This is a genomic window from Stutzerimonas stutzeri, from assembly GCF_018138085.1.
GTDB classification, from domain to species: domain Bacteria; phylum Pseudomonadota; class Gammaproteobacteria; order Pseudomonadales; family Pseudomonadaceae; genus Stutzerimonas; species Stutzerimonas stutzeri_AI.
On the sequence record NZ_CP073105.1, the window covers coordinates 4,011,507 to 4,037,388 of the forward strand.

23 protein-coding genes are annotated in these 25,882 nt (G+C 63.7%); 9 read left to right on the forward strand and 14 right to left on the reverse strand.

The annotated features are described in order from the left end of the window. Window positions 1–17 precede the first annotated feature (17 nt). The 12 genes from KCX70_RS18485 to mpl all read right to left on the reverse strand — a co-directional run bounded on the left by KCX70_RS18485 (window position 18) and on the right by mpl (window position 12,966). A complete protein-coding gene (locus tag KCX70_RS18485; RefSeq protein WP_212618389.1) occupies window positions 18–641 on the reverse strand; it encodes a 2-dehydro-3-deoxy-6-phosphogalactonate aldolase in 624 nt (207 codons plus the stop codon). Then, window positions 616–1,590 carry a 2-dehydro-3-deoxygalactonokinase gene (locus KCX70_RS18490; RefSeq protein WP_212618390.1) on the reverse strand — a complete coding sequence of 325 codons (975 nt, stop codon included), beginning with the start codon at window positions 1,588–1,590 and terminating at the stop codon, window positions 616–618. Before KCX70_RS18490 ends, KCX70_RS18485 begins: the two co-directional genes overlap by 26 nt. A 39-nt stretch (window positions 1,591–1,629) precedes the next feature. Then, window positions 1,630–2,598: an L-arabinose ABC transporter permease AraH gene (gene araH, locus KCX70_RS18495; protein WP_021206751.1), complete on the reverse strand. Its 969-nt coding sequence runs from the start codon at window positions 2,596–2,598 to the stop codon at window positions 1,630–1,632. 21 nt (window positions 2,599–2,619) lie between these two features. Further along, a complete protein-coding gene (gene araG / locus KCX70_RS18500) occupies window positions 2,620–4,134 on the reverse strand; it encodes an L-arabinose ABC transporter ATP-binding protein AraG (RefSeq protein WP_212618391.1) in 1,515 nt (504 codons plus the stop codon). A gap of 85 nt (window positions 4,135–4,219) precedes the next feature. Then, on the reverse strand, window positions 4,220–5,224 hold the full coding sequence (locus tag KCX70_RS18505; protein ID WP_212618392.1) for a substrate-binding domain-containing protein: 1,005 nt from the start codon (window positions 5,222–5,224) through the stop codon (window positions 4,220–4,222). A gap of 138 nt (window positions 5,225–5,362) precedes the next feature. Next, window positions 5,363–6,181, reverse strand: a complete 819-nt coding sequence (locus KCX70_RS18510; protein WP_212618393.1) for an SDR family oxidoreductase — start codon at window positions 6,179–6,181, stop codon at window positions 5,363–5,365. A gap of 51 nt (window positions 6,182–6,232) precedes the next feature. After that, on the reverse strand, window positions 6,233–7,105 hold the full coding sequence (locus KCX70_RS18515) for an SMP-30/gluconolactonase/LRE family protein (protein ID WP_212618394.1): 873 nt from the start codon (window positions 7,103–7,105) through the stop codon (window positions 6,233–6,235). Between the two features lie 24 nt (window positions 7,106–7,129). Continuing rightward, window positions 7,130–7,855: a FadR/GntR family transcriptional regulator gene (locus KCX70_RS18520; protein ID WP_212618395.1), complete on the reverse strand. Its 726-nt coding sequence runs from the start codon at window positions 7,853–7,855 to the stop codon at window positions 7,130–7,132. Window positions 7,856–8,464: 609 nt separating this feature from the next. Continuing rightward, window positions 8,465–10,306 carry an ATP-dependent zinc metalloprotease FtsH gene (gene ftsH / locus KCX70_RS18525; RefSeq protein ID WP_212618396.1) on the reverse strand — a complete coding sequence of 614 codons (1,842 nt, stop codon included), beginning with the start codon at window positions 10,304–10,306 and terminating at the stop codon, window positions 8,465–8,467. A 117-nt stretch (window positions 10,307–10,423) separates the two neighbouring features. Continuing rightward, window positions 10,424–10,708 carry a YceK/YidQ family lipoprotein gene (locus KCX70_RS18530; protein ID WP_212620385.1) on the reverse strand — a complete coding sequence of 95 codons (285 nt, stop codon included), beginning with the start codon at window positions 10,706–10,708 and terminating at the stop codon, window positions 10,424–10,426. Window positions 10,709–10,790: 82 nt separating this feature from the next. Further along, window positions 10,791–11,420 (reverse strand): flavin prenyltransferase UbiX, encoded by a 630-nt coding sequence (gene ubiX / locus KCX70_RS18535; protein WP_212618397.1) that lies wholly within the window; start codon window positions 11,418–11,420, stop codon window positions 10,791–10,793. A 196-nt stretch (window positions 11,421–11,616) separates the two neighbouring features. After that, complete coding sequence (gene mpl, locus KCX70_RS18540; protein ID WP_212618398.1) at window positions 11,617–12,966, reverse strand: UDP-N-acetylmuramate:L-alanyl-gamma-D-glutamyl-meso-diaminopimelate ligase; 1,350 nt, start codon at window positions 12,964–12,966, stop codon at window positions 11,617–11,619. A gap of 205 nt (window positions 12,967–13,171) precedes the next feature. Here mpl and exaC point away from each other — a divergent pair, with 205 nt between their 5' ends. From exaC to ppa, 6 genes are all read left to right on the forward strand, one after another. Continuing rightward, window positions 13,172–14,692 (forward strand): acetaldehyde dehydrogenase ExaC, encoded by a 1,521-nt coding sequence (exaC, locus tag KCX70_RS18545; RefSeq protein WP_102853303.1) that lies wholly within the window; start codon window positions 13,172–13,174, stop codon window positions 14,690–14,692. Window positions 14,693–14,852: 160 nt separating this feature from the next. Further along, the gene (gene eat, locus KCX70_RS18550; protein ID WP_212618399.1) at window positions 14,853–16,301 is read left to right on the forward strand and encodes an ethanolamine permease; all 1,449 of its coding nucleotides are present in this window, start codon (window positions 14,853–14,855) and stop codon (window positions 16,299–16,301) included. A gap of 13 nt (window positions 16,302–16,314) precedes the next feature. Then, window positions 16,315–17,709: an ethanolamine ammonia-lyase subunit EutB gene (locus KCX70_RS18555; protein WP_212618400.1), complete on the forward strand. Its 1,395-nt coding sequence runs from the start codon at window positions 16,315–16,317 to the stop codon at window positions 17,707–17,709. A 136-nt stretch (window positions 17,710–17,845) separates the two neighbouring features. Then, window positions 17,846–18,640, forward strand: coding sequence for an ethanolamine ammonia-lyase subunit EutC (gene eutC / locus KCX70_RS18560; RefSeq protein WP_212618401.1), 795 nt, complete (start codon window positions 17,846–17,848; stop codon window positions 18,638–18,640). 345 nt (window positions 18,641–18,985) lie between these two features. Beyond that, on the forward strand, window positions 18,986–19,798 hold the full coding sequence (locus KCX70_RS18565) for a zinc-dependent peptidase (protein WP_212618402.1): 813 nt from the start codon (window positions 18,986–18,988) through the stop codon (window positions 19,796–19,798). A 139-nt stretch (window positions 19,799–19,937) separates the two neighbouring features. Next, a complete protein-coding gene (gene ppa, locus KCX70_RS18570; protein ID WP_015275614.1) occupies window positions 19,938–20,465 on the forward strand; it encodes an inorganic diphosphatase in 528 nt (175 codons plus the stop codon). A gap of 214 nt (window positions 20,466–20,679) precedes the next feature. Here ppa and KCX70_RS18575 read toward each other — a convergent pair whose 3' ends face one another. After that, the gene (locus tag KCX70_RS18575; protein ID WP_212618403.1) at window positions 20,680–21,198 is read right to left on the reverse strand and encodes a carboxymuconolactone decarboxylase family protein; all 519 of its coding nucleotides are present in this window, start codon (window positions 21,196–21,198) and stop codon (window positions 20,680–20,682) included. A 293-nt stretch (window positions 21,199–21,491) separates the two neighbouring features. Next, window positions 21,492–22,379, reverse strand: coding sequence for a manganese catalase family protein (locus tag KCX70_RS18580; RefSeq protein WP_212618404.1), 888 nt, complete (start codon window positions 22,377–22,379; stop codon window positions 21,492–21,494). A 277-nt stretch (window positions 22,380–22,656) separates the two neighbouring features. Here KCX70_RS18580 and KCX70_RS18585 point away from each other — a divergent pair, with 277 nt between their 5' ends. The 3 genes from KCX70_RS18585 to KCX70_RS18595 all read left to right on the forward strand — a co-directional run bounded on the left by KCX70_RS18585 (window position 22,657) and on the right by KCX70_RS18595 (window position 25,882). Beyond that, window positions 22,657–23,181 (forward strand): ATP-dependent zinc protease, encoded by a 525-nt coding sequence (locus tag KCX70_RS18585; protein WP_212618405.1) that lies wholly within the window; start codon window positions 22,657–22,659, stop codon window positions 23,179–23,181. Window positions 23,182–23,391: 210 nt separating this feature from the next. After that, window positions 23,392–24,852 carry a vitamin K epoxide reductase family protein gene (locus tag KCX70_RS18590; RefSeq protein ID WP_249121664.1) on the forward strand — a complete coding sequence of 487 codons (1,461 nt, stop codon included), beginning with the start codon at window positions 23,392–23,394 and terminating at the stop codon, window positions 24,850–24,852. Between the two features lie 31 nt (window positions 24,853–24,883). Further along, window positions 24,884–25,882, forward strand: a complete 999-nt coding sequence (locus KCX70_RS18595) for an SDR family oxidoreductase (protein WP_212618406.1) — start codon at window positions 24,884–24,886, stop codon at window positions 25,880–25,882.

Here is a 25,882-nt window from a genome sequence, read left to right on the forward strand (position 1 = left end):
TCTCTCGCAGAAAGTGGTCAGGCCATCGCCGCGCGGCGGGCCTGAATGAAGGCCTGAGCCCGGCGACCCACCTCGTCAGCGGGCAATCCCGGCGAATAAAGTGCTGAGCCCAGACCGAAGCCGGCCGCCCCCGCACGCAGATAAGGCGCCATGTTGTCCGGCGTGATGCCGCCTACCGGCAGCAGCGCCGTGCCGGGTGGCAGCACGGCCAGCCAGGCTTTCATCGCACCGATACCGACCTGCTCGGCGGGGAACAACTTGAGTGCGTCGGCGCCGGCGGCCAGCGCAGCAAAGGCCTCGCTCGGCGTGGCGACACCCGGCGCGAGGTAGAGACCCGCGTCCTTCGCGGCGCGCAGCACCTGAACGTCGCAGTGCGGCATGACGATCAACTGTCCGCCAGCCTCCTTCACGGCTCGCACCTGCTCGGCGGACAGCACGGTACCGGCACCGACCAGGCAATTCTCGGGCAGGGTTCGGCGCAGGATTTCGAGGCTGCGCAGCGGCTGCGGGGAATTGAGCGGTACCTCGATGATTCTGATACCGGCGGCATAGAGCGCGCTGCCGATCGACTCGGCTTCCTCGGGGCGCAGGCCCCGAAGAATCGCGATCAAGCCGTTAGTGGCGAGCGTACGGTTGAACATTCGGCTCTCCTGCTGTGTCGGTGGCGATCAGGCCGGCGCCTGCGGCAATTTTCCAAAGCCCGGCAGCCGTGGCCTCGGGCGCGAAGCGCAGCGATTCGAAGCCGCAATGCTCAAGCGCCCACAGGTAGCGGGCACAGAGCGTCGAGTTGCCGATGAGGACGATGGGTTGAGAGGGCGGCACTTGCAGCACCGAGGTCATGGCAGCCAGCTCGTGGCCGATCAACAGCCCGGAGAGGTAGTCGGCCTGGGCCGCGCCGTTGAGCTCGCCGGTCAGCACCAGCGTGCGGCTGCTGAAGATCGTCGACAGCGGACCGGCTTGCCCCTCGCTCGACCTCGCCACGCGCAGGCCGCGCTCGAAGGCCGCTGCATTGAAGCTCTCGCTGGTCACCGCCGTGCGGCCGAGGATCGTATGGCCGAGCAGCGCCTGATACACCTCCCCGGTCATGAAGGTCTGGAATCGGCTGAGCTGTCCGCCCTCCACCGTGACCCATTTGCTGTGGCTGCCCGGCAGGCCGATCAGCAACGGCTCAACCTGGTCGCCATCGCCATCGAGCAGGCCGAACACCTGGGTTTCTTCGCCACGCATGACGTTCGGGACGCTGCCGCGCTGAATCACGCCGGGCACCAGCCACAGCGGCATCCCGTGCGATCGCTCGATGGGCAACAACGTCAGCTCACCGGCCCCGAGCGGCGCTTCGACATAGCGGGCTTCACGCCAACCCTGGGCGCTGCCGACCATGCCACAGGCGATCATCGGCACCTCGGGGGCGGCCCGTTGCCAGTCGCCGCAGGCCTGTTCGAGTGCGCGTTCGAACTCCGCCTCGCTGCCGTCGAGCTGCATGACGCCCAGCGGCAAACCGCGCACCTCCAGCGTTTCGCCGGCCGCACCGAGTCGATAAGCGCGCAGTGAACTGGTCCCCCAGTCCAGCGCGATCAGCTGTGTATCCACGGGTTTTCTCCAGCGCGCCGGCAACCGGCGCGATTGGGATCAGCGCTGCTTCAGCCGATCGATGATCACCGCCAGCAACAGAATCGTGCCGCGGATGACGTACTGGTAGAAGGTGTCGATATTCTTCAGATTCATCGCGTTCTCGATGATCGCCAGAATCAGCACCCCCGCGATCACATGGCGGATCATGCCGATGCCACCGCTGAGCGAGACGCCCCCGAGCACGCAGGCGGAGATCACGGTCAGCTCGAAGCCCTGGCCGATCATCGGCTGCCCCGAGGTCATCCGCGACGCCAGCACCACGCCGGCCAGGGCACCGATCAGGCCGTGCACGGCGAAGATAATGATCTTGGTGCGGTCGACATGGACCCCGGCCAGCAGCGCCGCTTCCTGGTTGCCGCCAATGGCCATGGTGTTGCGGCCATAGGTGGTGTAGTTCAGCAGCCAGCCGAAGAAGGCGAAGCAGACAACGGTAATCAGGATCGGCACCGGCACGCCAAGCAGAGTGCCATTGCCGAACAGGAAGAAGTCTTCCTGCATCACCCCGACGGCCTTGCCGTTGGAGAATATGTAGGCCAGCCCGCGCACGATCTGCATGGTCGCCAGCGTCGCGATCAGCGCATTGATACGCAGCTTGGCGATCACGATGCCGTTGATCAGCCCGACCACCAGCCCCATCGCCAGCGCCGCCGAGACGCCGAGGAACACGCTTTCGGTATCGCGCATCACGACAGCCGCCACCACGCCCGCGCAGGCAATCACCGAGCCGACCGACAGGTCGAAGTGCCCGGATGCCAGGCAGAACAGCATGGTGCAAGCAGCGATGCCCACGGTGGAGATCGCCAGCCCGAGGCCGCGCATGTTCAACGGCGAGAGGAAGTTGTCGATGAAGATCGCCGACAACACGAAGATGCCGAGCGCCGCCAGCACCATGACCCAGTCATCGAGGAAGCGGCGCATGTTGAGACCCTGCCGCGGCGCGGCCAGAGCGTTTTGTTGAGCAGACATAGAGCACCTCATCATTGTTATTCAGCCGCGCGAGCGCGGAAGTGCCAGTTGCAGCAGGCGGGATTCTTCGGCCTGATCGCGGGTGACTTCGCCAGTGATCGCGCCCTCGCTCATCACCAGAATGCGGTCGGAGATGCCGATGACTTCCATCAGGTCGCTGGAGACGACGATCACCGCGATACCGCTCGCCGCGAGGTCATGGATGATCTGGTAGATCTCGGCCTTGGCGCCGATATCGATGCCGCGGGTGGGCTCGTCGAGCAGCAGCACCTTCATCGGCATCGATAGCCAGCGGCCGAGGATGACCTTCTGCTGGTTACCGCCGGAGAGAAATACGATCTGCTGGTCGGGCGATGGTGTCTTGATGTTCAGCGCACGGATCTGCCGGTCGGCGTTCTCGCGCTCCCAGCGGCCCTGCACCAGACAACCGAGGCGGGCATTGCGGCCACGCGCACCGATGTTGATGTTCTCCGCCACGCTACCCAGCGGCACGATGCCTTCTTTCTTACGGTCCTCGGGACAGAGCAGGATCCCCGAAGCGATGGCGTCGCGCGCCGACTTCAGTTGCAACGGCTGGCCATCGAGCTGCACCGTACCGGCGTTGTGCGGAGCCAATCCGGCGAGCAGGCGCAGCAGCTCGGTACGCCCGGCGCCGACCAGGCCGAAGAAACCGAGCACCTCGCCACGGCTGACCGAGAAATTCGCCGGCTCCTGCAAACCGTGGCCGAGCAGCCCTTCGACGCGCAGCGCCTCGCCTTGCTGCTCACGGGGACGGTAGTTGTAGATGTCCTGGATATCGCGGCCGACCATGCAGGTCACCAGCGCGTCATGGGTCAGCTCGCTCATGTCGTCGAAGGTGCAGACGAAACGGCCGTCCTTGAACACCGTAACCGCATCGCAGATGCGGAAGATCTCTTCCATCCGGTGCGATACGTAAAGCACCACCCGCCCCTCGTCGCGGAGCTTGGCGATGATGGCCATCAGGCGCTCGATTTCCCGCGCCGACAGGCTGCTGGTGGGTTCATCGAAGGCGATCACATGGGCGTTGCGCGACATTGCCTTGGCGATTTCCACCAGTTGGCGCTGCCCCAACGACAGGCTGCCCAGCCGTGCGGCGGGGTCGATCTCATCCGCCAGCCCTTTGAGCAGTTCCCGCGCCTGACGCAGCATCGCCCGGCGATTGACCAGCCCGAAGCGCGACGGCATGTGCCCGAGCATGAGGTTTTCGGCCACGCTCATCTCCGGCACCAGATGCAGCTCCTGGTGGATCACCGCGACGCCGCTGGCGATGCTTTCACCGGCTGAGCGAAACGCCAGATTGCGCCCACCGATCTGCAAATCGCCGCTGCTCGGCTGATAGGCGCCGCCGAGAATTTTCAGCAGCGTCGACTTGCCAGCGCCGTTCTCACCCATCAGGGCATGCACGGTGCCAGGACGCGCCTCGAAGCTGATCTCCGACAGCGCACGCACGCCCGGAAAGTTCTTGCCGATGCCGTTGAACCGCAGGCTATCGCCCGCATTGACTTGTTGAAGCATGGAGCGTCTCCACCCTCGCCCGTTCGACCGGGCGAGTTCGATACTGAAATCGGCCTGGAATCAGGCCTCCCGCGAATGGACCGGCCTATTTCCAGAGGCCGATCTTTTCCAGTTCTTCCTGGAAGTTCTCGCGGGTGATCAGGGTGACTTCGTCCATCGCCGTGTACTTCGGCGGTTCTTTGCCGGTGGTGACCCACTCGTACATCATCCGCGCGGTTTCGTAGCCTTCGATGTGCGGGCTGGGCAGCATCGAGCCATAGAAGCCGCTGTGGTCCTTCTTCAGTTCGCCGATGGCATCGGTGCCATTGATGCCGATGCCGATCACGTTGTCGGCGCTGAACCCGGCGCTCTCGGTGGCACGTACGCCGCCCAGAACGGTGTTGTCGTTCATGCCGCCGATGATCAGGTTCTTCGCGCCGCGCGGCAGCTTCACCAGCGCCGAGGTGGTGGCGTTCATGCTGCCGGGCACATCCAGGGTCTTCTGCGGGGTATAGAGAATGTGGTCTTCAGGAAAGCCGGCCTTCTTCAGCGCATCCACCGAGCCGTCAGTACGCTTCTTGCCGGTGTCGAGCTCGTTGTAGGTGTTGATCACCGCGTAGGTGTCGTTCCAGTCCCAGCCGCGTTTCTTGGCTTCCTCGGCCATGGCCGCGCCCTGCTTCTGGCCCACTTCGAAGGCAGCCATGCCGAGGTACGGCACCTCTTCCATGGGCTGGCCCTTGGCATCGACGAAGCGATCATCGACAGCCATGACCTTCAGGTCGTTGAACTTGGACTTGGCGACGATGGCCGGGCCGAGCGCCACATCGGGCGCGCAGATGACGAAGCCCTTGGCGCCGTTGGCCGCGAGGCTGTCGATGGCCGCGAGGGTCTTCTCACCGTCCGGCACGGCGATCTTCAGCAGGGTGAAGCCCTTGTCCTTGGCGGCCTTCTCGGCGAAGGCCCATTCGGTCTGGAACCAGGGCTCTTCAGGTTGCTTGACCAGAAAGCCGATCTTGACCTCGTCGTCGGCCAGGGTCGCACCGGCGAAACTCATTGCACCCACAGTTAACGCTGCACAGCAAAGCGAACGGATTCCGAAAGACCGGAACATAGCTACCTCCATTATTCTTATTGAATAGCTTTTATTGACTCGTCAGGCGTTCAGCCCTGATACGTCACCACCGAATGCGTTGCTGGCGGCTTGCCGCTGGGGCCACTGTCGGCCCCTTTAAACGAACCCATGTACTGCTCAATCGTGGTAAAGCACCGAGCGCCCGCCATCGATGGTGATGCAGGCAGCGTTGATGAACGGCGCCTCGTCGGTGGCGAGGAACAAAGCGGTCATCGCCACCTCGATCGGCTGGCCGATGCGCCGCGGCGGATGCATGTCGAAGGCGCGCTGACGCTCGGCGCGCGGGTCGGCGAAATCGTTCCAGTAGTCCACGTTGAGCTGCGTCTCGATGTAGCCCGGCGCGATGGCGTTGACGCGAATCCCCTTGGGCGCATATTCGATGCCTAACGCGCGGGTCAGCCCGAGCAGGCCGTGCTTGGCGACGGGGTATGGGAAGCAACCGGGAATGATGTTGGTCGAGTGCACCGAGGCGATGTTGATAATGTTGCCGACACCGCGCTGCACCATGTGCGGCAGGGCCGCCTTGCAACCGAACCAGACGCCGTCCAGGTCGATGGCGAAGCAGCGTCGCCAGTCTTCCTCGGTCATCTCCAGCGGGTCACGGAACACGTTGACCCCTGCGCAGTTGACCAGCACATCGACCTGGCCGTAGTGCTCCAGCGCCAGACCGACCAGCGCCTCCAGCTCGGCAGGCTTGGTGACGTCGGTTCTCAGCGCGCGCACCTCACCGCCCCGCTCGCGCCAGCCGGCGGCGACCCGCTCGGCCTTGTCGCCCTGAATGTCTCCGATGACCACCTTGGCCTGCTGCGCCTGGAAGCAGGCCACAATGGCCTCGCCAATGCCCTGGGCGCCGCCGGTGACGACCACGACTTTGCCTTTCAGGCGTTCGCCGCGTTGGGGTTCAGGTGTCGGCGGCAATGAAAGCGGTGAAGCCATGTGAACAACTCCTGAGCAGTTAAGTGGCCGCATGGCGGCCGGATAAACAGGTCAACCGGCGAAGCCTGTACAGGGCAGCCCGACGATGCCGACTTCGGCCATCAACACGGCGCCGTCCAGGTCGTTCGACGCGTCATCGGGCATGGCCGAGGTCACATACAAATGGGTCAGATCGGGGCCGCCGAACACGCAACTGGTGGGATGGCTGACAGGCAACTCGACGATGCGATCAAGGCAACCGTCCGGTGCGTAGCGCAGCAGGCAATGCCCGCCCCAGCGTGCATTCCAGACGTAGCCTGCCGAATCCATGGCCGAACCGTCGGGTACGCCACGCGGATGCGGACCGGCCCAGACCTTTCGGTCGACCAGACGCCCGTCGGCGGCGATGCGGTGGCTGTACAACGACTTATCCAGCGTGTCGCCGCAGATGACGCGATCACCCGCCTCGTTCCACAGCAGCGTATTGACGATGCCCAGATCGCTGAGCAGCTGCGTGACCGAGCCGTCCGGGTCGACTCGGAACAGCCCGCCGGAGCGCCGTGTAATCGGAATATCGCTGCCGTCTTCGGCGATGTTGTTCTGCATGGTGCCGAGCCAGAGCCGGCCCCGGGCGTCGCAGCGTGCTTCGTTGGCGCGGTTGCCGGAAGTGGCATCGGCGACGCAGAACCGCTTGAGGTCAGCTTCAGAAGCGTTGAGATCGAGGCGGTACACGCCGCTGGCCAGGGTCACCAGCGCATCGCCGTTGGCGCAGGGGATGACGGCCGATACCGGCTCGGCCAACTGCCATTGCCGATAGCCGTCCGGGCCCAGCCGGCAGGCCAGTCGACCGACGATGTCGGCCCAGTAAAGCGCCTGGTCCCGGGCATCCCAGAACGGGCCCTCGGCCAGTCTGTAGCGTTGTTGCGAGATGGGCAGCCATTGCATGGTCGCACTCCGCTTTCATTGTTTTTATGGCGCAGTCTGCTCGCCGCGTGACACCACGAGCTCCGGGTAATGACGTGAGATGGTCAGGGCCGCACGCTCGATCAGCGTCATGCACGCCCAGACCCCGCGCGCGCCATCGCGACTGGCGATGGCGTCGGCGATTTCCTTGTGCAACGGCAGGGTCAGTCCGAGTTCGTCAGGAACCGTCGAGGACACCTCGAACGACACCGCCAGCAAGGCGCCCAGCGCCGGCACCATGCGTTCGATGAACTGGTTGTGGCTGGCCGCCAGCACTGCCTCGTGGAAGAGTTTGTCAGCGCGGTTGTACTCGTCCTTGTCGCCCAGGGACGCGGCAAGCGCCTGGTAGGTCGCCTGGATTTCGGCGATCTGTTTCGGTGTTGCGCGCTCGCAGGCCCAGCGCACGGCGGTCGGCTCTATCGTCCGGCGCAAGTCGATCAGGTCCATCACGAAGCTTTCCGGCAGGCCGTTCTCGGCCAGCCAGCCGACGACCTGAACGTCGAACAGGTTCCAGGAGCGCACCGGCGTCACCCGCGTGCCCACCTTCGGGCCGACGTCGAGCATGCCCTTGGCCACCAGCGTCTTGATCGCCTCGCGGATCACGGTGCGACTCACGCCCAGCTCTTCGCAAAGGCCGGCCTCGACCTTCAGCGCCTCGCCCGGCTGGACCTTGCCCGAGGCGATCCAGGAACCCAGCCATTCCACCGTTGCGCTGTGATAGTTGTTCGACATGCGAGCCTCTGTGCGGCTGCCCTTGGGTCTACTGAACCCTATCATCATATGATTGGCTGTCAAATTCGGCCGGCCACTTTGTTTTCCAATTCGCCCGAACGATGTAGTGGCCACCGGCCCATCCACGCGATTTCGCCGCGCCACAGGCTGCCGAAGCGGATAAATCAGGCTAGAGAGATGGCGCAGGCGAGACTGGGCAAGGCGCGAGCGGCTGGGGCGCGCCGCTCCAGGCTCGGCAGGCATACCACAACTCAGATCATATGAATGGCAAACAGCAGGCGATTGAATGCGCCGCCCGCTCGCGATCAGGCCAGGCCTCATCGTCTTCCCTCGCTTTCTTGTTCTTCTTGGTGGCCATGCGGCCTTTGCATGGCAACACTCTAAGAACCACCAGGCGCGCTGCCTAATGACAGCCGCTGATCGAGCGATAACCTTTTCTTATCGGAGGCGAAGCGGCTGCTGGGGCGGGGCAGGCGTTGGGCTCGGAATGATGCGCGAGACGCTGCGGTAAGGCGCTGGCTCAAGTCGGCTGCAACGTGCGCGCGATATGCGACATAGCGTCAGCGCAACCCGTATTGCTCCTCCTGAGCCGTTCTTTTCCGTGCGCCTCTAGGGCGCGGCCTGTACCGGAAGGTCGCCCACGGCGGCGCTCAACTCGCGTAGCGCCTCCCCATCCAGGGTCTCCTGTTGCAGCAGCCGCTGAGCACTACGCTCCAACAGCGCCCGGCGCGCTTCGAGCAGTTCCAGACTGCGCTGGAAGGAGGACTGCACCAGCTCCTGCACCTCCTCGTCGATCGCCGCGGCAGTACTTTCCGCATAGTCATGCTGAGGTTTGAGACCGAGCATCGCCTCGTTGCCCAGAAAGGCGTTAGGCTCGCGCTCCAATGCCATATGGCCGAGGCGCCGCGACATGCCATAGCGGGTCACCATCGCCCGAGCTATATCGGTCACCTTGGCCAAGTCGTCTGCCGCGCCGGTGGACAGATGGCCAAACACCAGCCACTCCGCGGCACGTCCGCCGAGCAGCACGGCCATCTTGTTTTCCAGCTCGTCGCGGGTCATCAGGAATCGGTCCTCGATAGGCCGCTGGATGGTGTAACCCAGCGCACCCATGCCGCGCGGAATGATCGAGACCTTGTGCACCGGGTCTACGCCCGGCAGCGCCATGGCGACCAGTGCGTGACCCATCTCGTGATAGGCGACGATCTCGCGCTCACGCGGGTTGAGCAGGCGATTGCGCTTCTCAAGGCCGGCAATGATGCGTTCGATGGCGGTGGTGAAATCCTCCATCGCCACAGCCTCTGCGTTGCGCCGGGTTGCCAGCAGCGTCGCCTCGTTGACCAGGTTGGCCAGGTCGGCGCCGGTGAAACCCGGCGTCAGCGCGGCAATGGCCTGCGGGTCGACATCGGTGCCCAGCCGCGCCTTCTTCAGATGCACCTCGAGGATCTGTACTCGCCCGATCTTGTCCGGCCGGTCCACCAGCACCTGACGATCGAAACGGCCGGCGCGCAGCAGTGCCGGGTCGAGGATTTCGGGACGGTTGGTGGCGGCCAGCAGCACCAGACCGCTGGAGGTATCGAAACCGTCCATCTCCACCAGCAGCTGGTTGAGCGTCTGCTCCTTTTCATCATGGCCGCCGGATAGCGGCCCGGCACCGCGAGCACGGCCCAGGGCGTCCAGTTCATCGATGAAGATGATCGCCGGTGCCTGGGCGCGCGCCTGTTCGAACAGGTCGCGTACCCGCGCCGCGCCGACACCGACGAACATTTCCACGAACTCGGAGCCGGAAATGGAGAAGAACGGCACCTTCGCCTCGCCCGCCACGGCGCGCGCCAGGAGCGTCTTGCCTGTGCCGGGCGGGCCGACCAACAGGACGCCCTTGGGCATGCGCCCGCCGAGGCGGCCGTAGCTCTTTGGGTCACGCAGAAATTCGACGATTTCCTTGAGCTCGTCCTTGGCCTCGTCGACGCCGGCCACGTCGGCGAAGGTCACCTTCATGTCGGTCTCGACGTAGATCCGTGCCTTGCTCTTGCCGATCTGCATCATGCCGCCGCCACCCAGGCCGCCACCGATGCGCTTGAGCAGAAACAGCCAGATACCGAAGAACAGCGCCGCAGGAATGATCCACGACAGCAGGTCGCGCACCAGCGTGCTCTCGACCTTGCCGGTGTAGCGCACCGGATACTGCTGCAGGTGCTCGGCCAGCTGCGGTTCGACGCGGTTGGCGATGAAGCGCCGCTGGCCGCCGGCCAAGGGCTCCTTGAGCGTGCCCTCGATCCGCCGCTCGGTAATCGCCAGCTCTTCGACACGACCGTCCTTGAGGTGCTGCTCGAACTCGCTGTAGGGGATGGTCGCCACTTCCTGCTGCATCGACAGCAAATACTGCAAGCCGAGAAAAACCAGGATGGCGATCATCCAGTAATTGATGTGGAACTGGGCCCGGTCTTTCACATCGGCTCTCCTCGTGTCGGCGACCATGCGCAGCGCTATCGGTGAGCAAAATTATGTCAGCCGTAAAACCGCTCCGCCTGGATCCAGATCAGTTATGCCGCACGCAGCGGAGCGCGATCAGAGCCCGCCGCGGACACCGAGCCCGACGCCCAGCTCCGCCGCCAGGGCAAAGGGGAGCAGCAGCGTGTCCAACAAGGCGCTAGCGGGCAGATCGAGCGCCGCGTATTTCGGCGCCTCGGCACCAAACCGATCGAGAGGACAACAGCCACCGTTGAGGCTGTACCAGTCCAGACGGGTACCTGAATAGATGATCGGCGCACCGGGTTTGGCGGCATCCATGGTGCGTACCGTGGCGCAGCCGGACAGCAGCAGGATGGTCAGGAATGTCGAGCAGAGTTGCATGGCTGGTTGCTTCATGGACGCTCCGCTTGTGAGGTAATCCCGATGGTATCGCTGCGCTCAACCTATCCGTTCAAGGGCCGGCTCAATCATCGCTGACGATATGGTGCTCGCCCCAACGCGGCAGCATGTCTTGCGGGATGTTGAGCAGGTTGAGGATGCGCGCGACGACGAAATCGATCAGATCGTCGAGGGTCTGCGGTTGGTGATAGAAGCCGGGTGATGCCGGCAGGATAGTCACGCCGAGATTGGACAGCTTGAGCATGTTCTCCAGGTGGATGCTCGAATAGGGCGCTTCACGCGGGACCAAGATCAGCTGGCGACGCTCTTTCAACGCAACGTCCGCCGCGCGCTCGATCAGGTTGTTGCAGGCACCGGTCGCGATGGCCGACAGGGTCCCGGTCGAGCACGGCACCACCACCATCGCCGTCGGCGCGCCGGAGCCGGAAGCCGGCGGCGCCATCCAGTCTTCCTTGGCGAACACGCGGATCTGCCCAGCCGCCGCGCCCGTGTATTCGGAAAGGAATGCCTGCATGGCCTGCGGCTTGGCCGGCAGCACGACGTCGGTCTCGGTGGCCATCACCAGTTGCGCAGCCTTGGAAATCAGGAAGTGCACCTCACGGTCTTCCTGAATCAGGCAATCCAGCAGACGCAGACCGTACTGAGCGCCAGAGGCGCCGGTCATGGCCAAGGTGATGCGTTCCGGTCCGCTCATGAATTTGCTCCCAAAGCTGCTGCGCTTGCTTATGCTGCGTTGAAACCTTACTCGAAATGCTCACTCGCACCAGCAAGCTCCGCTTTCTCGCAAGGTTTCGCCTTGCCTAAGCTTCGCTCGCGACACTTTGAGAACAAATTCGCCCTATTCGCAAACTCGTAGGGTGGAAACCGCGAAGCGTTTCCACCTTGGGCGATCAGCTCAAAGCGGCGGCCAATTTGACGTGCAACCCGCCAAAGCCGCCGTTGCTCATTACCACCACCTGCGTGCCCGGCGTGGCGTCGGCCTTGACCTTGGTAATGATGGCTTCCAGCGAATCGCACACGGTCGTTTCGACCGGCGAGCCGGCGACGGTGGCCGCCAGGTCCCAGCCGAGATTCGGCGGCGCGTACCAGATCGCCTGATTGGCCAGCGCAACCGACTCAGCCAATCCCTCGCGATGGGCACCGAGCTTCATGGAGTTGGAACGCGGCTCGATCACCGCAATGATCGACGTATCGCCCACCCGCTTGCGCAAACCGTCGAGGGTCGTGGCGATGGCGGTCGGGTGATGGGCGAAATCATCGTAAATGGTCACGCCGTTGACCTCGGCGACCTTCTCCATCCGCCGTTTTACGCTGCGGAACTCGCTCAGCGCCTCGGCCCCCTGCTTTGGCAGCACGCCGACGTGACGCGCCGCGGCGAGGGTCGCCAGTGCGTTGTTGACGTTGTGCTGGCCAGTCAGCTCCCAGTCCACCACGCCCTGCACGGCACCCTCGAAAATCACCTCGAACCGTGAGCCGTCGGCGCGCAGCAGGTTCGCCTGCCACTGACCGTCTTCTCCAGTGGTCTGCACCGGCGTCCAGCAGCCCATGCCGATGACGCGCTTGAGTGCTTCTTCAGCCTGCGGATGAATGACCAGCCCTTCGCTAGGCACGGTGCGCACCAGATGATGGAACTGCCGTTCGATCGCCGCGAGATCCGGGAAGATGTCCGCATGGTCGAACTCGAGATTATTCAGGATCGCGGTGCGCGGGCGGTAATGGACGAACTTGCTGCGTTTGTCGAAGAAGGCGCTGTCGTACTCATCCGCCTCGACCACGAAAAACGGTGTGCCGCCCAGGCGCGCCGAGATACCGAAGTTCTGCGGCACGCCGCCGATGAGAAAGCCCGGGCTCATGCCCGCATGCTCCAACACCCAGGCCAGCATGCTGCTGGTGGTGGTCTTGCCATGGGTGCCGGCGGCGGCCAGTACCCAGCGGCCCTGGAGCACGTGATCGGCCAGCCATTGCGGACCGGAAACATAAGGCAGGCCCTTGTTCAGCACGTATTCCACCGCCGGGTTGCCGCGAGAGAGCGCATTGCCGATCACCACCAGATCCGGTGCCGGGTCGAGCTGGCTCGGCTCGTAGCCCTGGGTCAGCTCGATGCCCTGGGCCTCGAGCTGGGTGCTCATCGGGGGATAGACGTTGGCGTCGGAGCCGGTGACGCGATGGCCCAGTTCCTTGGCCAGCACTGCGAGCGAGCCCATGAAGGTGCCGCAGATGCCGAGAATGTGGATATGCATGGGTGACCTCTGAAAAATGCCACGCTGAGCCATCGGATCAGGCGACACAGCCGCGCCTGTCGGCGCCGAAAACTGCGGCGCAGATTAGCACAGCACCCGCCCCCTAGCCGCCGCACCGCACGTCGCCTCGCCAACCGACGAACGGGCTTTGTTCTACGCTGAATCACAGCAGTCCCAACACAATTACAAGTTCCGGAGACTCACCATGCGTTACGCCCATCCCGGCAGCGAAGGCGCTGTCGTTTCCTTCAAGTCCCGTTACGGCAACTTCATCAACGGCGAGTTCGTCGAGCCGGTCAACGGCCAATATTTCACCAACCTCTCTCCGGTCAACGGCCAGCCCATCGCCGAGTTTCCCCGCTCGGACGCCGCCGATATCGAGAAAGCCCTGGACGCCGCCCACGCCGCCGCCGATGCCTGGGGCAAGACCAGTGTGCAGGCGCGCTCGCTGATCCTGCTGAAGATCGCCGATCGCATCGAGCAGAACCTCGAAATGCTCGCCATCACCGAAACCTGGGACAACGGCAAGGCCGTGCGCGAGACGTTGAACGCCGACATCCCGCTGGCGGCCGATCACTTCCGCTATTTCGCCGGCTGCATCCGCGCCCAGGAAGGCACCAGCGCGGAGATCGACGAGCACACCGCGGCCTATCACTTCCACGAGCCGCTGGGTGTGGTCGGGCAGATCATCCCCTGGAACTTCCCGATTCTGATGGCCGCCTGGAAGCTCGCCCCGGCGCTGGCCGCCGGCAACTGCGTAGTCTTGAAGCCCGCCGAGCAGACGCCGCTGGGCATCGCCGTGCTGATGGAAGTGATCGGCGATCTGTTGCCGCCGGGCGTGCTAAACATCGTCCAGGGCTACGGCCGTGAAGCCGGCGAAGCCCTGGCGAGCAGCAAACGCATCGCCAAGATCGCTTTCACCGGCTCCACCCCGGTGGGCTCGCACATCATGAAGCGCGCCGCCGAGAGCATCATCCCGAGCACCGTCGAGCTGGGCGGCAAGAGCCCGAACATCTACTTCGAAGACATCATGCAGGCCGAGCCGACCTTCATCGAGAAAGCAGCTGAAGGCCTGGTGCTGGGCTTCTTCAACCAAGGCGAAGTCTGCACCTGCCCGTCGCGCGCGCTGGTGCAGGAATCCATCTACGGGCCCTTCATGGAAGCGGTGATGAAGAAGGTCTCGCAGATCAAGCGCGGCGACCCGCTGGACACCGACACCATGGTCGGCGCCCAGGCCAGCCAGCAGCAGTTCGACAAGATCATGTCCTATCTGGACATCGCCAAACAGGAAGGCGCCGAAGTGCTCACCGGTGGCGGCGTCGAGAAACTCGAAGGCAGCCTGGCGACCGGTTATTACATCCAGCCGACGCTGCTCAAGGGCACCAACAAGATGCGGGTGTTCCAGGAAGAAATCTTCGGCCCGGTGATCGGCGTGACCACCTTCAAGGACGAAGCCGAAGCGCTGGCGATCGCCAACGACACCGAGTACGGCCTGGGCGCGGGCGTCTGGACCCGTGACATCAACCGGGCCTACCGGATGGGCCGGGCGATCAAGGCCGGACGCGTATGGACCAACTGCTACCACCTCTACCCGGCGCATGCGGCATTCGGTGGCTACAAGAAGTCCGGCGTCGGTCGCGAAACCCACAAGATGATCCTCGACCACTACCAGCAGACCAAGAATCTGCTGGTGAGCTACGACATCAATCCACTGGGGTTCTTCTAGCGCTCTGAAAAAGTGCCCGCCCGCGCCGCAAGGTGTCGGGCTGGTGCGCCCTTGGCGGTGTTTCCCTTTCGAATATGCACAAATAGCGCTGAACAGCCCGAAGGCACAGCGCTTGCTTTAACGATCCTGCCGTACCCGAACCCATTGAAGGATGATCCCCATGGCTCTCGAACACAGCAGTGCGACACCCCCGACACACGCCATCGATTTCGAAGCAGTTGGCAGCACCTATTTCCAGGAACGCGAACTGAAGAAAGGCGCCGCCGGTTGGGTGCTGCTGGTGGGCCTGGGCGTGGCCTACGTGATTTCAGGTGATTACGCCGGCTGGAACTTCGGCCTGGCTCAGGGCGGCTGGGGCGGATTGTTCATCGCCACGCTGCTTATGGCCACCATGTACCTGTGCATGTGCTTTTCGCTGGCTGAACTGTCCTCGATGATTCCCACCGCGGGCGGCGGCTATGGCTTTGCCCGTAGCGCGTTCGGCCCGCTCGGTGGCTTTCTCACCGGTACGGCGATCCTCATCGAATACGCCATTGCCCCGGCCGCCATCGCCGTATTCATCGGCGCCTACTGCGAGTCGCTGTTCGGCATCGGCGGCTGGGCGATCTATCTGGCGTTCTACATCATCTTTATCGGCATCCATATCTTCGGCGTCGGCGAAGCGCTGAAGCTGATGTTCATCATCACCGCAGTCGCCGCGCTGGCGCTGGCGGTCTTCATCGTCGCGATGGTGCCGCACTTCTCCGTCGACAAACTGCTGGACATCGCACCGACTACCGCCGCGGGTGCCAGCAGCTTTCTGCCCTACGGCTACGTCGGTATCTGGGCGGCGATTCCCTACGCGATCTGGTTCTTCCTCGCGGTCGAAGGCGTACCGCTGGCCGCCGAGGAAACCAAGAACCCGCAGCGCGACATGCCCCGCGGGCTGATCGGCGCCATGCTGATCCTGGCTGCCTTCGCCGGCTTGATCCTCTTGGTCGGCCCTGGCGGTGCGGGCTCCAGTACGCTGGTCGAGTCCGGCAATCCGTTGGTCGAAGCACTGACCAGCGCCTATGGTTCCTCGACCTGGATGAGCGGCTTCGTCAACCTGGTCGGGCTGGCCGGTTTGATCGCCAGCTTCTTCTCGATCATCTACGCCTATTCGCGGCAGATCTTCGCGCTGTCGCGAGCCGGCTACCTGCCACGCAAACTGTCGCTGACCAACAAGAACAAGGCGCCGGTCATGGCATTGGTGATTCCCGGCATCATCGGCTTCCTGCTCTCGCTGACCGGCCAGGGCGACCTGTTGATTCTGGTAGCGGTGTTCGGCGCCACCATCTCCTACGTGCTGATGATGGCCTCGCACATCGTCCTGCGCATGCGCCGGCCGGATATGCACCGTCCGTACAAGACGCCCGGTGGCGTGCTGACTTCTGGCGTGGCGCTGGTGCTGGCATGCATCGCGGTGGTGGCCGGCTTCCTGGTCGATCCACGCGTGGTGATCGCCGCCGTGGTGATCTACGGCATCTTCATCGCCTACTTCGCCTTCTACTCCCGGCACCACCTGGTCGCCGGTACGCCGGAAGAAGAATTCGCGGCGATTGAGAACGCCGAGGCATCGTTGAACTAGCGGGAGATAAGCCATGGCGGCATACACCCACAGCGTAGGCGGCACCACTTGGCGCTTCGACAGCCTGCGCGAGGTCATGGCCAAGGCCAGCCCGGCGCGCTCCGGCGACTTTCTCGCCGAGGTCGCGGCGGGCAGCGATGCCGAGCGCGTCGCCGCGCAGATGTGCCTGGCGCAGATCCCGCTCAAGCGTTTTCTCGACGAAGCGCTGATCCCCTACGAAACGGATGAAGTCACCCGGCTGATCATCGACAGCCACGACGCCGACGCCTTCGCCCCGGTCAGCCACCTGACCGTCGGCGATTTCCGCAACTGGCTGCTGGGCGACGACGCCGACGAGGCGGCGCTCAAAGCTCTGGCGCCGGGGCTCACCCCAGAGATGGTCGCCGCGGTGTCGAAGATCATGCGCGTGCAGGACCTGATTCTGGTCGCGCAGAAAGTCCGCGTCGTCAGCCGCTTTCGCAACACCATCGGCCTGCGCGGGCGCATGTCCACCCGCCTGCAACCCAACCACCCGACCGACGAAGCCGCCGGCATCGCCGCCAGCATCGTCGACGGTCTGCTCTACGGCAACGGTGACGCGGTGATCGGCATCAACCCGGCCACCGACAGCACCAGCGGCATCTGCGAACTGCTGAAGATGCTCGACGCCATCATCCAGCGTTACGAGATCCCGACCCAGGGCTGCATCCTCACCCATGTCACCATGTCCATCGAGGCGATCAACCGTGGCGCGCCGCTGGACCTGGTGTTCCAGTCCATCGCCGGCACCGAAGCGGCCAACGCCAGCTTCGGCATCAACCTCGCGGTGCTGCAGGAAGGCTACGAAGCAGGCCTGTCGCAGAAGCGCGGCACGGTCGGCGACAACCTGATGTACTTCGAGACCGGTCAGGGCAGCGCCTTGTCAGCCAATGCCCACCACGGCGTCGACCAGCAGACCTGCGAAGCCCGCGCCTACGCCGTGGCCCGAAAATTCAAACCGCTGCTGGTCAATACCGTGGTCGGTTTCATCGGCCCGGAATACCTCTACAACGGCAAACAGATTATCCGCGCCGGACTGGAGGATCACTTCTGCGCCAAGCTGCTCGGCGTGCCCATGGGCTGCGACATTTGCTACACCAACCACGCCGAAGCCGATCAGGACGACATGGACGTGCTGCTGACCCTGCTCGGCACCGCCGGCATCAACTTCATCATGGGCATCCCCGGCTCCGACGACGTGATGCTCAACTACCAGACTACCTCCTTCCACGACGCGCTTTACCTGCGCCAGAGTCTCGGGCTCAGGCCCGCGCCGGAATTCGAGGAGTGGCTGGCAAAAATGGACATCCTGCGCCAGGACGGCGGGCGCCTGCAGATGAGCGAGCAACTTCCGCCTGCCTTTCGCCGGGCGTTGGAGAAAATGACATGAGGGGTCAACGCAGGTGTGCGAGCCGCCAACGAGCCACACACCCACACCGCCCCCGTGGGAGCGGTCTCGACCGCGAACGAGCCAAGCACAAGGCCGCTCTCACTGGAGCTACGTGCATTGACGATAGGGAGCCGCGATGAACCATGTGCCCAATCCCTGGCGAAACCTGCGCCAGCTCACCCCCGCGCGCATCGCCCTGGGCCGCGCCGGCGCCAGCCTGCCCACTGAAGCCCAGCTGGATTTCCAGTTTGCCCATGCCCAGGCGCGCGACGCCGTTCACCTCGCCCTCGACACCGACGAACTGGCTGCGCAACTGGAGCAGCGCGGCTATCGCTGCCTGCACTTGCGCAGCGCCGCCGGGGACCGCAACACCTACCTGCAGCGCCCTGACCTGGGGCGGCGATTGAGCGACGAGTCGGCCGAGCGACTGAACGATCATGCGCAGCAGCACCCGAGCGGCTATGACCTGGCGATCGTTGTCGCCGATGGGCTGTCCGCGCTGGCGGTTCAGCGTCATGTCCTGCCGTTGCTGCAGCGCATCGAGGAGCAGATTCAGAAAGACGGCTGGAGCCTCGCGCCACTCAGCCTGGTGCAACAAGGCCGCGTCGCGCTCGGCGACGAAGTGGGCGAAAGGCTGAAGGCAAAAATGGTGGTGATGCTGCTGGGCGAGCGCCCCGGCCTGAGTTCGCCGGACAGCCTCGGCCTGTATTTCACTTACGACCCGAAAGTCGGCCGCACGGATGCCGACCGCAATTGCATCTCCAATATTCGCCTGGAAGGCTTGAGCTACAACCTCGCCGCCCACCGCCTGATCCACCTGATGCGTGAAGCCTGTCGCCGGCAGCTCTCAGGCGTGAACCTGAAAGATGAAGCGGAAGTGCTCAGCCTCGACGACGGCACACCGAAAGCCGGTAACTTCCTGCTGAGTTGACATATGTGGAGCGTTTTCGGCTCGGTTCACCGCAGCCGTTCCGAGGTGAGACGCTGATACCCGTGGGAGCGGACTGGGATGCTTGGTCTTGACCGCGAAAAGCAACCCGCAAACCTCGCGACCAGTCCTCGGCCTCGTCGCTCTTTTACCGTGCTTGCCGGTACTCGACAGCCCGCTTAAGGTTGTCGGTGCGGTACATTCAGACGCCTGACATTCGCGGTCAAGACCGCTCCCACAAGCCAATGCGCGCGCCGTGGGAGCGGTCTTGACCGCGAAACTCTCGATCCACACGCACAACGGGCCACGGTCATTACCGAGACGGCGCCCCAGGCTGGAAGCTTTCCCATGTGGTCTTTTCGCGACTGGCGCCGCAAGCGCACCCTCGCCCGTCTCGCCATCGAGCCGGCGCTCTGGCAAAGCGTGCTGGACAGCCTGCCGATCCTCGACGGGCTGACCCGAGAGGACACCGAGCGCCTGCGTGAACGCAGCCTGCTGTTTCTGCACGCCAAGCGACTGACTGCCTTGCCCGGTGTCGAGCTAGAACTGGAAGACCGTCTGCGTCTGGCGGCTCAGGCTCAATTGCCCTTGCTGCACCTGGCCGACCTGAACTGGTATCAGGGCTTCCATGAAATCGTCATCTATCCCGGCGATTTCCATAGCCCGCAAAAGCACCGCGACTCGGCCGGTGTGGTGCATGAGTGGGACGGCGAACACAGCGGTGAAGCCTGGCTGCAGGGCCCGGTCATCCTGGCCCTGCCAGGCGTACAGGAAAGCGGCGGCTGGGAAGGCTACAACCTGGTAATCCACGAGCTGGCGCACAAGCTGGACATGCTCAACGGTGATGCCAACGGGCTGCCGCCACTGCACCGCAACATGCGCATCGACACCTGGGCCACGGTGATGCAGAGCGCTTACGACGCGCTCAACAGGACGCTGGATGCCAATCCCGACGCCCACACCCCGATCGATCCCTACGCCGCGGAGAACCCCGCCGAGTTCTTCGCCGTCACCAGCGAGTATTTCTTCAGCGCGCCGGACGTGCTGCACGAGGCCTTCCCCGATGTCCATGCGCAACTCGCCGCCTTCTATCGGCAGGATCCGCTGGTGCGCTTGAAGCAACTGCAACACAGCCACCCGCAGTACGCGGAACCTCACTGATTTCCGACCGTCGAATGCGCGCATTGCCCGGCCGCGAAGGTTCGCCACCGCTGGCATGGCAAAACGCCCGACACTGCGCCTATAATCGCACCCACTTTTTTCGCCCCAGGCCGCCTCGGCCGACCACGGAGCAATGTTCATGAGCTACAGCAAAGTCCCGGCCGGCAAAGACCTGCCAAACGACATCTACGTCGCCATCGAAATCCCGGCCAACCACGCGCCGATCAAATACGAAATCGATCACGACACCGACTGCCTGTTCGTCGACCGCTTCATGGCCACGCCGATGTTTTACCCGGCGAACTACGGCTTCATCCCGCACACCCTGGCCGACGACGGCGACCCGCTCGACGTGCTGGTTGTGACCCCCTACCCGGTCGCACCAGGCTCGGTCATCCGCTGCCGTCCAGTCGGCGTGCTGAACATGACCGACGAGGCCGGCGGCGACGCCAAGCTCATCGCCGTCCCGCACGACAAGCTGAGCCAGCTGTATGTGGACGTGAAGGAATACACCGACCTGCCGCCGCTGCTGATTGAGCAGATCAAGCACTTCTTCGAGAACTACAAGGATCTCGAGAAGGGCAAGTGGGTCAAGGTTGAAGGCTGGGAAGGCGCCGATGCCGCCCGCGCCGCCATCATCAAAGCTGCCGAGGCTTATCAGAAGTAAGCCGAAGCACTGAAGAAAAACCGGCCACAAGCCGGTTTTTTTATTTCCAGGGCACTGCCTCAAACGAGCGTGGTACTGGCTGACAGGCCTCCGCTGGGTGGCGTGCACACGCTTGTTCGAGCTCCACGGTCGAACCCCGACGCACAGCGCGCCACCGAGGTTGGGCCTGCCGCATCAGGCAAACCCATCCGGCACGAAGCGAATGCTCAACCCCTCAAACCGTGACAGCCGGAAAGTCCACTTCGGTGTCGGCCAGGTTGTTTAGGTAGTTGGTCAGCGTCAGCAGGCTGATATGGGCAACGACCTCGACGATCCGGCGATCATCCAGGCCGGCTGCTCGGGCGGCGGCGAGCTGTTCATCGCTCACCAGGCCACGACTGTCGGTGATCTGGCGCGCCAGGGTCGCTACGGCATCGAGACGACCATCCCGCGCCTGGCCGATAGCCGTGGCATCGAGTCCGGCCTTGCTGGCAAACAGGCTATGCGCGGCGAGGCAATAGCCGCAGCCGTTTACCTGCGACGTCGCCAGGGCGACAGTTTCACGCTCCCGGGCGGTCAAACTGCCGCGTCCGAGTGCCTGCGACAACGCCAAGTAACCACTCAAGGCTGACGGTGCATGGGCCAGGGTGAGGAATGCGTTGGGGACGAAGCCCAGTGCTTTGCCGATGCCCTCCAGTGCGGGACGGACGGATTCGGCGGTTTGTTCGATCGGCAGTGCGCTGACGCGGGTCATGGCTGTCTCCTTGGTTTAGTGAGCGGCCTGTGTCAGACCGTGGAGACAGGATGTACCGGCACACCGCCGCTTCGGATGCTAATCGTCGAAACAATGCTGCAGATCGTCCAGGTCGATACTAAGACTACGCATTGATCGAGCGAATCGAACCTTCATGATCGAGCCCCCCCCCGGCGGCAGGAGTCCACCTTGGCGCGACGATAAACATGTCGAATCAGGGGTGAATGACGTCAGTCGAGATAGCCGAAAAGCAGCCGGTGCGGTTGTATTCGCCGCACCGGCTGCCCGTGCCGTCAGGCCTTGCCTTTCTTGACGGCTGCACCCGAACCGAGGTCGGCTCCGGTCATGGGGTCGACGGAGACATCGGACTGGGTCCGCACCGCCATCTGTTGCACCACCTTCTGCTGATCCTTGCTCAGATCGACCGAAGGCTTGCCATCCCCACCGTCCACAGCCGGCTGCGGGTTCTCGACGAACTCCCACTCAGGCCCCTGGTTCCAGGGGCCGCGCAGGTCGCCTTCCCCCTGCGACATGTTGTAGTAGACGTTGGCGAATTGCGGTTCGCCCGGCAGCTTGCCCGGGGGGAAGTCCGGCTGAATCGAGTACAGCGCTTTCTCGAAAGACTTCTGGTGGGCGATTTCCCGGGTCATGAGGAATTTCAACGCATCCTTGATTCCCGGGTCATCGGTCACGTTGATCAGACGCTCGTAGACGATCTTGGCCCTGGCCTCAGCCGCGATATTGGAGCGCAGGTCCGCGGTCGGCTCGCCGATGGTATCGACGTAGGCCGCCGTCCAGGGGATTCCCCCGGAATTGGTCAGCGCCGGTCCGCCGCCGTACAGCAACGACGTGATGTGCGAATCATTGCCGCCGCCGGTCAGCGAGCGATACAGATCCGCTTCCTTCTCGACGCCCTCCGCCAGCTCGCCTTTGGCGCCCTTGTTGAGCATGCCGACAATGGAGCCGATCACCTCGAGGTGGCTCAATTCCTCGGTGGCGATGTCCATGAGCATGTCCTTACGACCTGGGTCATCCTCAGCTACGCCCTGGGTGAAATAGCGCATGGCGGCAGCGAGCTCGCCTTGCGGGCCGCCGAACTGCTCGAGCATCAGGTTGGCCAGCCCGGGATTCGGGCCCGCCACTCGCACGGTGTATTGAAGCCGTTTGTTGTGGACGAACATAGTTCACCTCTCAATTTGGACTTCCCTAGTGACTGCCTCCTTCGATTCGTTAAGCGGTCGCGGCGATTCAACACATATCGCAAGCGACCCTATGGATGGAGTACAGGCTGCGCCAGCCGTCCGATTGTTTTTTTCAATGAACCTGATGCGGCGAGTCCATGGATCGACTGCGCGATCATGCTGTCCACGCGCGACGGCACGCTTTCGCCCCGTCTGCTGAACGTATCCGGGGCCTGCGACTCTATCGTTGCCGTGGTGCCACGAATCGAGGTGAAAGATGCTCCGTACGAAAAGCTCCAGGCATATCAAAGCGCTCGGTTTGGCCGGGCTGGTGCTATCCGCCTGCGTCGCGCCTGCCATGGCTGATTCACCGCAAGTGCTCGGCTGGGTCGAGAAAGGCCTGATCCTTCCAGAAAAGATTGCCGTGAAATTCAAGCTCGACACCGGCGCGCTGACCTCCTCGATGCATGCCGAGAAAATCGACCGGCTCAAAAAGGATGGCAATGACTGGGTGCGCTTTACCCTCGAGCTCGAAGACGTCGATACCGACAAGAAAGTCGAGAAACGCATAGAGCGCGAGGTGGTACGGGACATCAAGGTACGCGGCGCCGGCGGTGCAGAGAAACGGCCCGTGGTGCTGATGAAAGTGTGCCTCGGCAAACAGATCTACGAAGAACAGTTCTCGCTGAACGACCGCGACAAGATGAATTATCCGGTGCTCATCGGGCGTCGTGCGCTGGAAGACATCGGGCTGGTGGATTCGTCCAAGACCTTCACCGTCGACCCGGACTGTTCGGCATAGCGGTCGCTGCGCAAGCCTCTACCTCGGCCCTGCCAACGAAACTGAAGGCAACGGCTACGGGCCTTGGGTGAACGGCCGGCACCTATTTTTCTGCAACTCCTCCTCGCCTCATCCGGTCAACAGACCAGCGGTTGATCAACAGCCGGTTGCGAAGACTCGCACCGGCCCAAACGCGACATGCAGCCATCACTTCGAAACGAGGAGAGGTACATGGAGCATCAAGGCGAATATTTGCGGCAATCAGCCATGCCTTCGGACATGGGCATGGAAGCACACATGCAGATGATGGAGCGCCGCCGCCTCGCCACGCTGTGGTGCCATTTTGCCAACGCCCTGCTTGGCTGCTGGTTTTTCAGCGCCCCGTTCATCTTCGGTTACTCGAATATTTCCAGCAGCGACCTGGACCTGGCCCGCCTGGCAGCCGAACGTGATGTGCCGGAGGTGGCCACCCGCGCGCTGCTGATGACCTGGAACGACGTCATCAGCGGCGTGCTGATCGTGCTGTTCTCGGTGCTTTCGCTGAAGCGAAAGGGTTGGGCGCAGTGGGCCAACACCGTCATGGGCCTCTGGCTGATGTTCGCCCCGCTGCTGTTCTGGACGCCGTCGCCGGCCAGCTATGGCAATGCCCTGTTGGTCGGCGGGCTGGTGATCGCCTTTTCGACATTGGTGCCGATGATGCCGGGCATGAGCATGTCCGGGATGATGCAGAAGGCCGCGGTCCCGCCGGGCTGGGACTACAACCCCTCGACCTGGCTGCAGCGATTGCCCATCGCCATCCTTGCGGTGATCGGCATCCTCTTGGCGCGCTATCTGGCGGCCTACCAACTCGGTCACACCGCCAACGCCTGGGATCCCTTCTTCGGCACCCAGCCCAACGGCACGGAAACCATCATCACCTCCGACATGTCCCGCGCCTGGCCGGTGTCCGACGCGGGGGTCGGTGTCATGGCCTACATGATCGAGCTGCTGATGGCGGTGATGGGCGATGCGCGACGCTGGCGGACCATGCCCTGGATGGTCGCGGCGTTCGGTGTGGTGGTGGTGCCGCTGGGCGCGGTGAGCATCTTCTTCATCATCGCCCAGCCGATCGTCATTAACACCTGGTGCACCCTGTGTCTGATTCAGGCATTGGCCATGCTGGTAATGATGCCCTACGCGCTGGATGAACTGGTCGCCATGGGGCAGTTCCTCAAGGACGCGCGGCGCCGCGGCAAGCCTTTCTGGAAGACGTTCTTTCAGGGCGACGCCATGGAGGGCGCGCGCGAGGACAATACGCCCGAGTTCGACGGCGCACTGTCGGCGATGGCGCTGAAGGGGCTTCGCGGGGTCAATCTGCCCTGGGGCTTGGCGCTGCTCTGCGTTCTCGGCGTCTGGTTGATGTGCACCCGGCTGATCTTCGGCACCGAAGGCGCGATGGCCAACAGCGACCACCTGATGGGCTCGTTGCTGATCACCGTCTCGGTGCTGGCGTTCGCCGAGGTCGCGCGGCCGCTGCGCTTTCTCAATCTGCCGATCGGAGCCTGGCTGCTCGCCTCCCCCGCCTTCCTCGACGGCGCCGGGTTCGCCGCCACCGTAGGCAGCCTGATCGCCGGCGCGCTGGTGATCGGCCTGAGCCTGCCGCGCGGTCCGATCAACCATCGTTATGCCGGCTGGAACGCACTGTTGCGATAGTGCCTGCCAGCCTCAGAAAAGGAGCCCGGAGATGACCGATCGCGAACAGACCGCCGTGATTTGTGGCGGCACCGCCGGCGTGGGGCGTGCAACGGCGCACGCGCTGGCCCAGGCTGGCTACCGCATCGCCGTGATTGCGCGTCGTGAACAGGGCCTGGCGGATACCAGCAGCGAGCTGGAAGCGGCCGGCGCGAAAGTCCTGGCGATCGCCGCGGATGTTGCCGATGCGGAGGCGATCGACCGCGCAGCCGAGCGGATCGAGAAGGAACTGGGGCCGATCGAGATCTGGGTCAACGCGGCGATGGCGACGGTGTTCGGCCCGGTGAACAAGATCAGCGCGGCGGAATTCAAACGCGTGACCGAAGTGACCTATCTAGGCTTCGTCCACGGCACCCTCGCGGCGCTGCGCCATATGGAGTCGCGCAACCGCGGCACCATCGTTCAGGTGGGTTCGGCATTGTCCTATCGGGCGATCCCGCTGCAGTCGGCCTACTGCGCCGCCAAGTTCGCCATCCGCGGCTTCACCGATTCGCTACGCTGCGAACTGATCCATACCAACAGCCGGGTGCGGCTGACCATGGTCCAGTTGCCGGCGCACAACACGCCGCAGTTCGACTGGTCACGCAACAAGATGCAGAAACGACCGCAGCCGGTCCCTCCGATCCACACGCCCGAGGTGGCAGCGCGTGCCATCGTCCGCGCCGCCACCGATGCGCCGCGCGAGCTGTGGCTCGGCCGCGCCTCGTTCCAGGCCATCATCGGCAATATGTTCATGCCCGGCCTGCTCGATCGGATGATGGCCAAGCAGGCCTGGAGCGGACAGATGACCGATGAGCCGTCAAGCGACGAGCAGCCCGACAATCTGTTCCAGCCGGTGGAGGGCCTGCATCGCATCGAAGGCCGCTTCAGCGATCAGGCCAAACACAAAGCGCTGGGTCTGAGTTCCGAGACGGTAGGCAAGCTGGCCGCAGCCGGACTGGCAGTGACGAGCGTGATCGTCATTGCGGTCGTGGCGGCCATCGCCGGCTGA

Bases quoted from the DNA above. Each gene is read 5' to 3' on its own strand.
- KCX70_RS18485 (WP_212618389.1), bottom strand. From the start codon at position 641: ATGTTCAACCGTACGCTCGCCACTAACGGCTTGATCGCGATTCTTCGG.
- ppa (WP_015275614.1), top strand. From the start codon at position 19,938: ATGAGCTACAGCAAAGTCCCGGCCGGCAAAGACCTGCCAAACGACATC.
- KCX70_RS18520 (WP_212618395.1), bottom strand. From the start codon at position 7,855: ATGTCGAACAACTATCACAGCGCAACGGTGGAATGGCTGGGTTCCTGG.
- KCX70_RS18595 (WP_212618406.1), top strand. From the start codon at position 24,884: ATGACCGATCGCGAACAGACCGCCGTGATTTGTGGCGGCACCGCCGGC.
- KCX70_RS18590 (WP_249121664.1), top strand. From the start codon at position 23,392: ATGGAGCATCAAGGCGAATATTTGCGGCAATCAGCCATGCCTTCGGAC.
- KCX70_RS18585 (WP_212618405.1), top strand. From the start codon at position 22,657: ATGCTCCGTACGAAAAGCTCCAGGCATATCAAAGCGCTCGGTTTGGCC.
- KCX70_RS18515 (WP_212618394.1), bottom strand. From the start codon at position 7,105: ATGCAATGGCTGCCCATCTCGCAACAACGCTACAGACTGGCCGAGGGC.
- KCX70_RS18575 (WP_212618403.1), bottom strand. From the start codon at position 21,198: ATGACCCGCGTCAGCGCACTGCCGATCGAACAAACCGCCGAATCCGTC.
- eat (WP_212618399.1), top strand. From the start codon at position 14,853: ATGGCTCTCGAACACAGCAGTGCGACACCCCCGACACACGCCATCGAT.
- eutC (WP_212618401.1), top strand. From the start codon at position 17,846: ATGAACCATGTGCCCAATCCCTGGCGAAACCTGCGCCAGCTCACCCCC.
- KCX70_RS18565 (WP_212618402.1), top strand. From the start codon at position 18,986: ATGTGGTCTTTTCGCGACTGGCGCCGCAAGCGCACCCTCGCCCGTCTC.
- KCX70_RS18580 (WP_212618404.1), bottom strand. From the start codon at position 22,379: ATGTTCGTCCACAACAAACGGCTTCAATACACCGTGCGAGTGGCGGGC.
- araG (WP_212618391.1), bottom strand. From the start codon at position 4,134: ATGCTTCAACAAGTCAATGCGGGCGATAGCCTGCGGTTCAACGGCATC.
- exaC (WP_102853303.1), top strand. From the start codon at position 13,172: ATGCGTTACGCCCATCCCGGCAGCGAAGGCGCTGTCGTTTCCTTCAAG.
- KCX70_RS18530 (WP_212620385.1), bottom strand. From the start codon at position 10,708: ATGCAACTCTGCTCGACATTCCTGACCATCCTGCTGCTGTCCGGCTGC.
- mpl (WP_212618398.1), bottom strand. From the start codon at position 12,966: ATGCATATCCACATTCTCGGCATCTGCGGCACCTTCATGGGCTCGCTC.
- KCX70_RS18555 (WP_212618400.1), top strand. From the start codon at position 16,315: ATGGCGGCATACACCCACAGCGTAGGCGGCACCACTTGGCGCTTCGAC.
- KCX70_RS18505 (WP_212618392.1), bottom strand. From the start codon at position 5,224: ATGTTCCGGTCTTTCGGAATCCGTTCGCTTTGCTGTGCAGCGTTAACT.
- KCX70_RS18510 (WP_212618393.1), bottom strand. From the start codon at position 6,181: ATGGCTTCACCGCTTTCATTGCCGCCGACACCTGAACCCCAACGCGGC.
- ubiX (WP_212618397.1), bottom strand. From the start codon at position 11,420: ATGAGCGGACCGGAACGCATCACCTTGGCCATGACCGGCGCCTCTGGC.
- araH (WP_021206751.1), bottom strand. From the start codon at position 2,598: ATGTCTGCTCAACAAAACGCTCTGGCCGCGCCGCGGCAGGGTCTCAAC.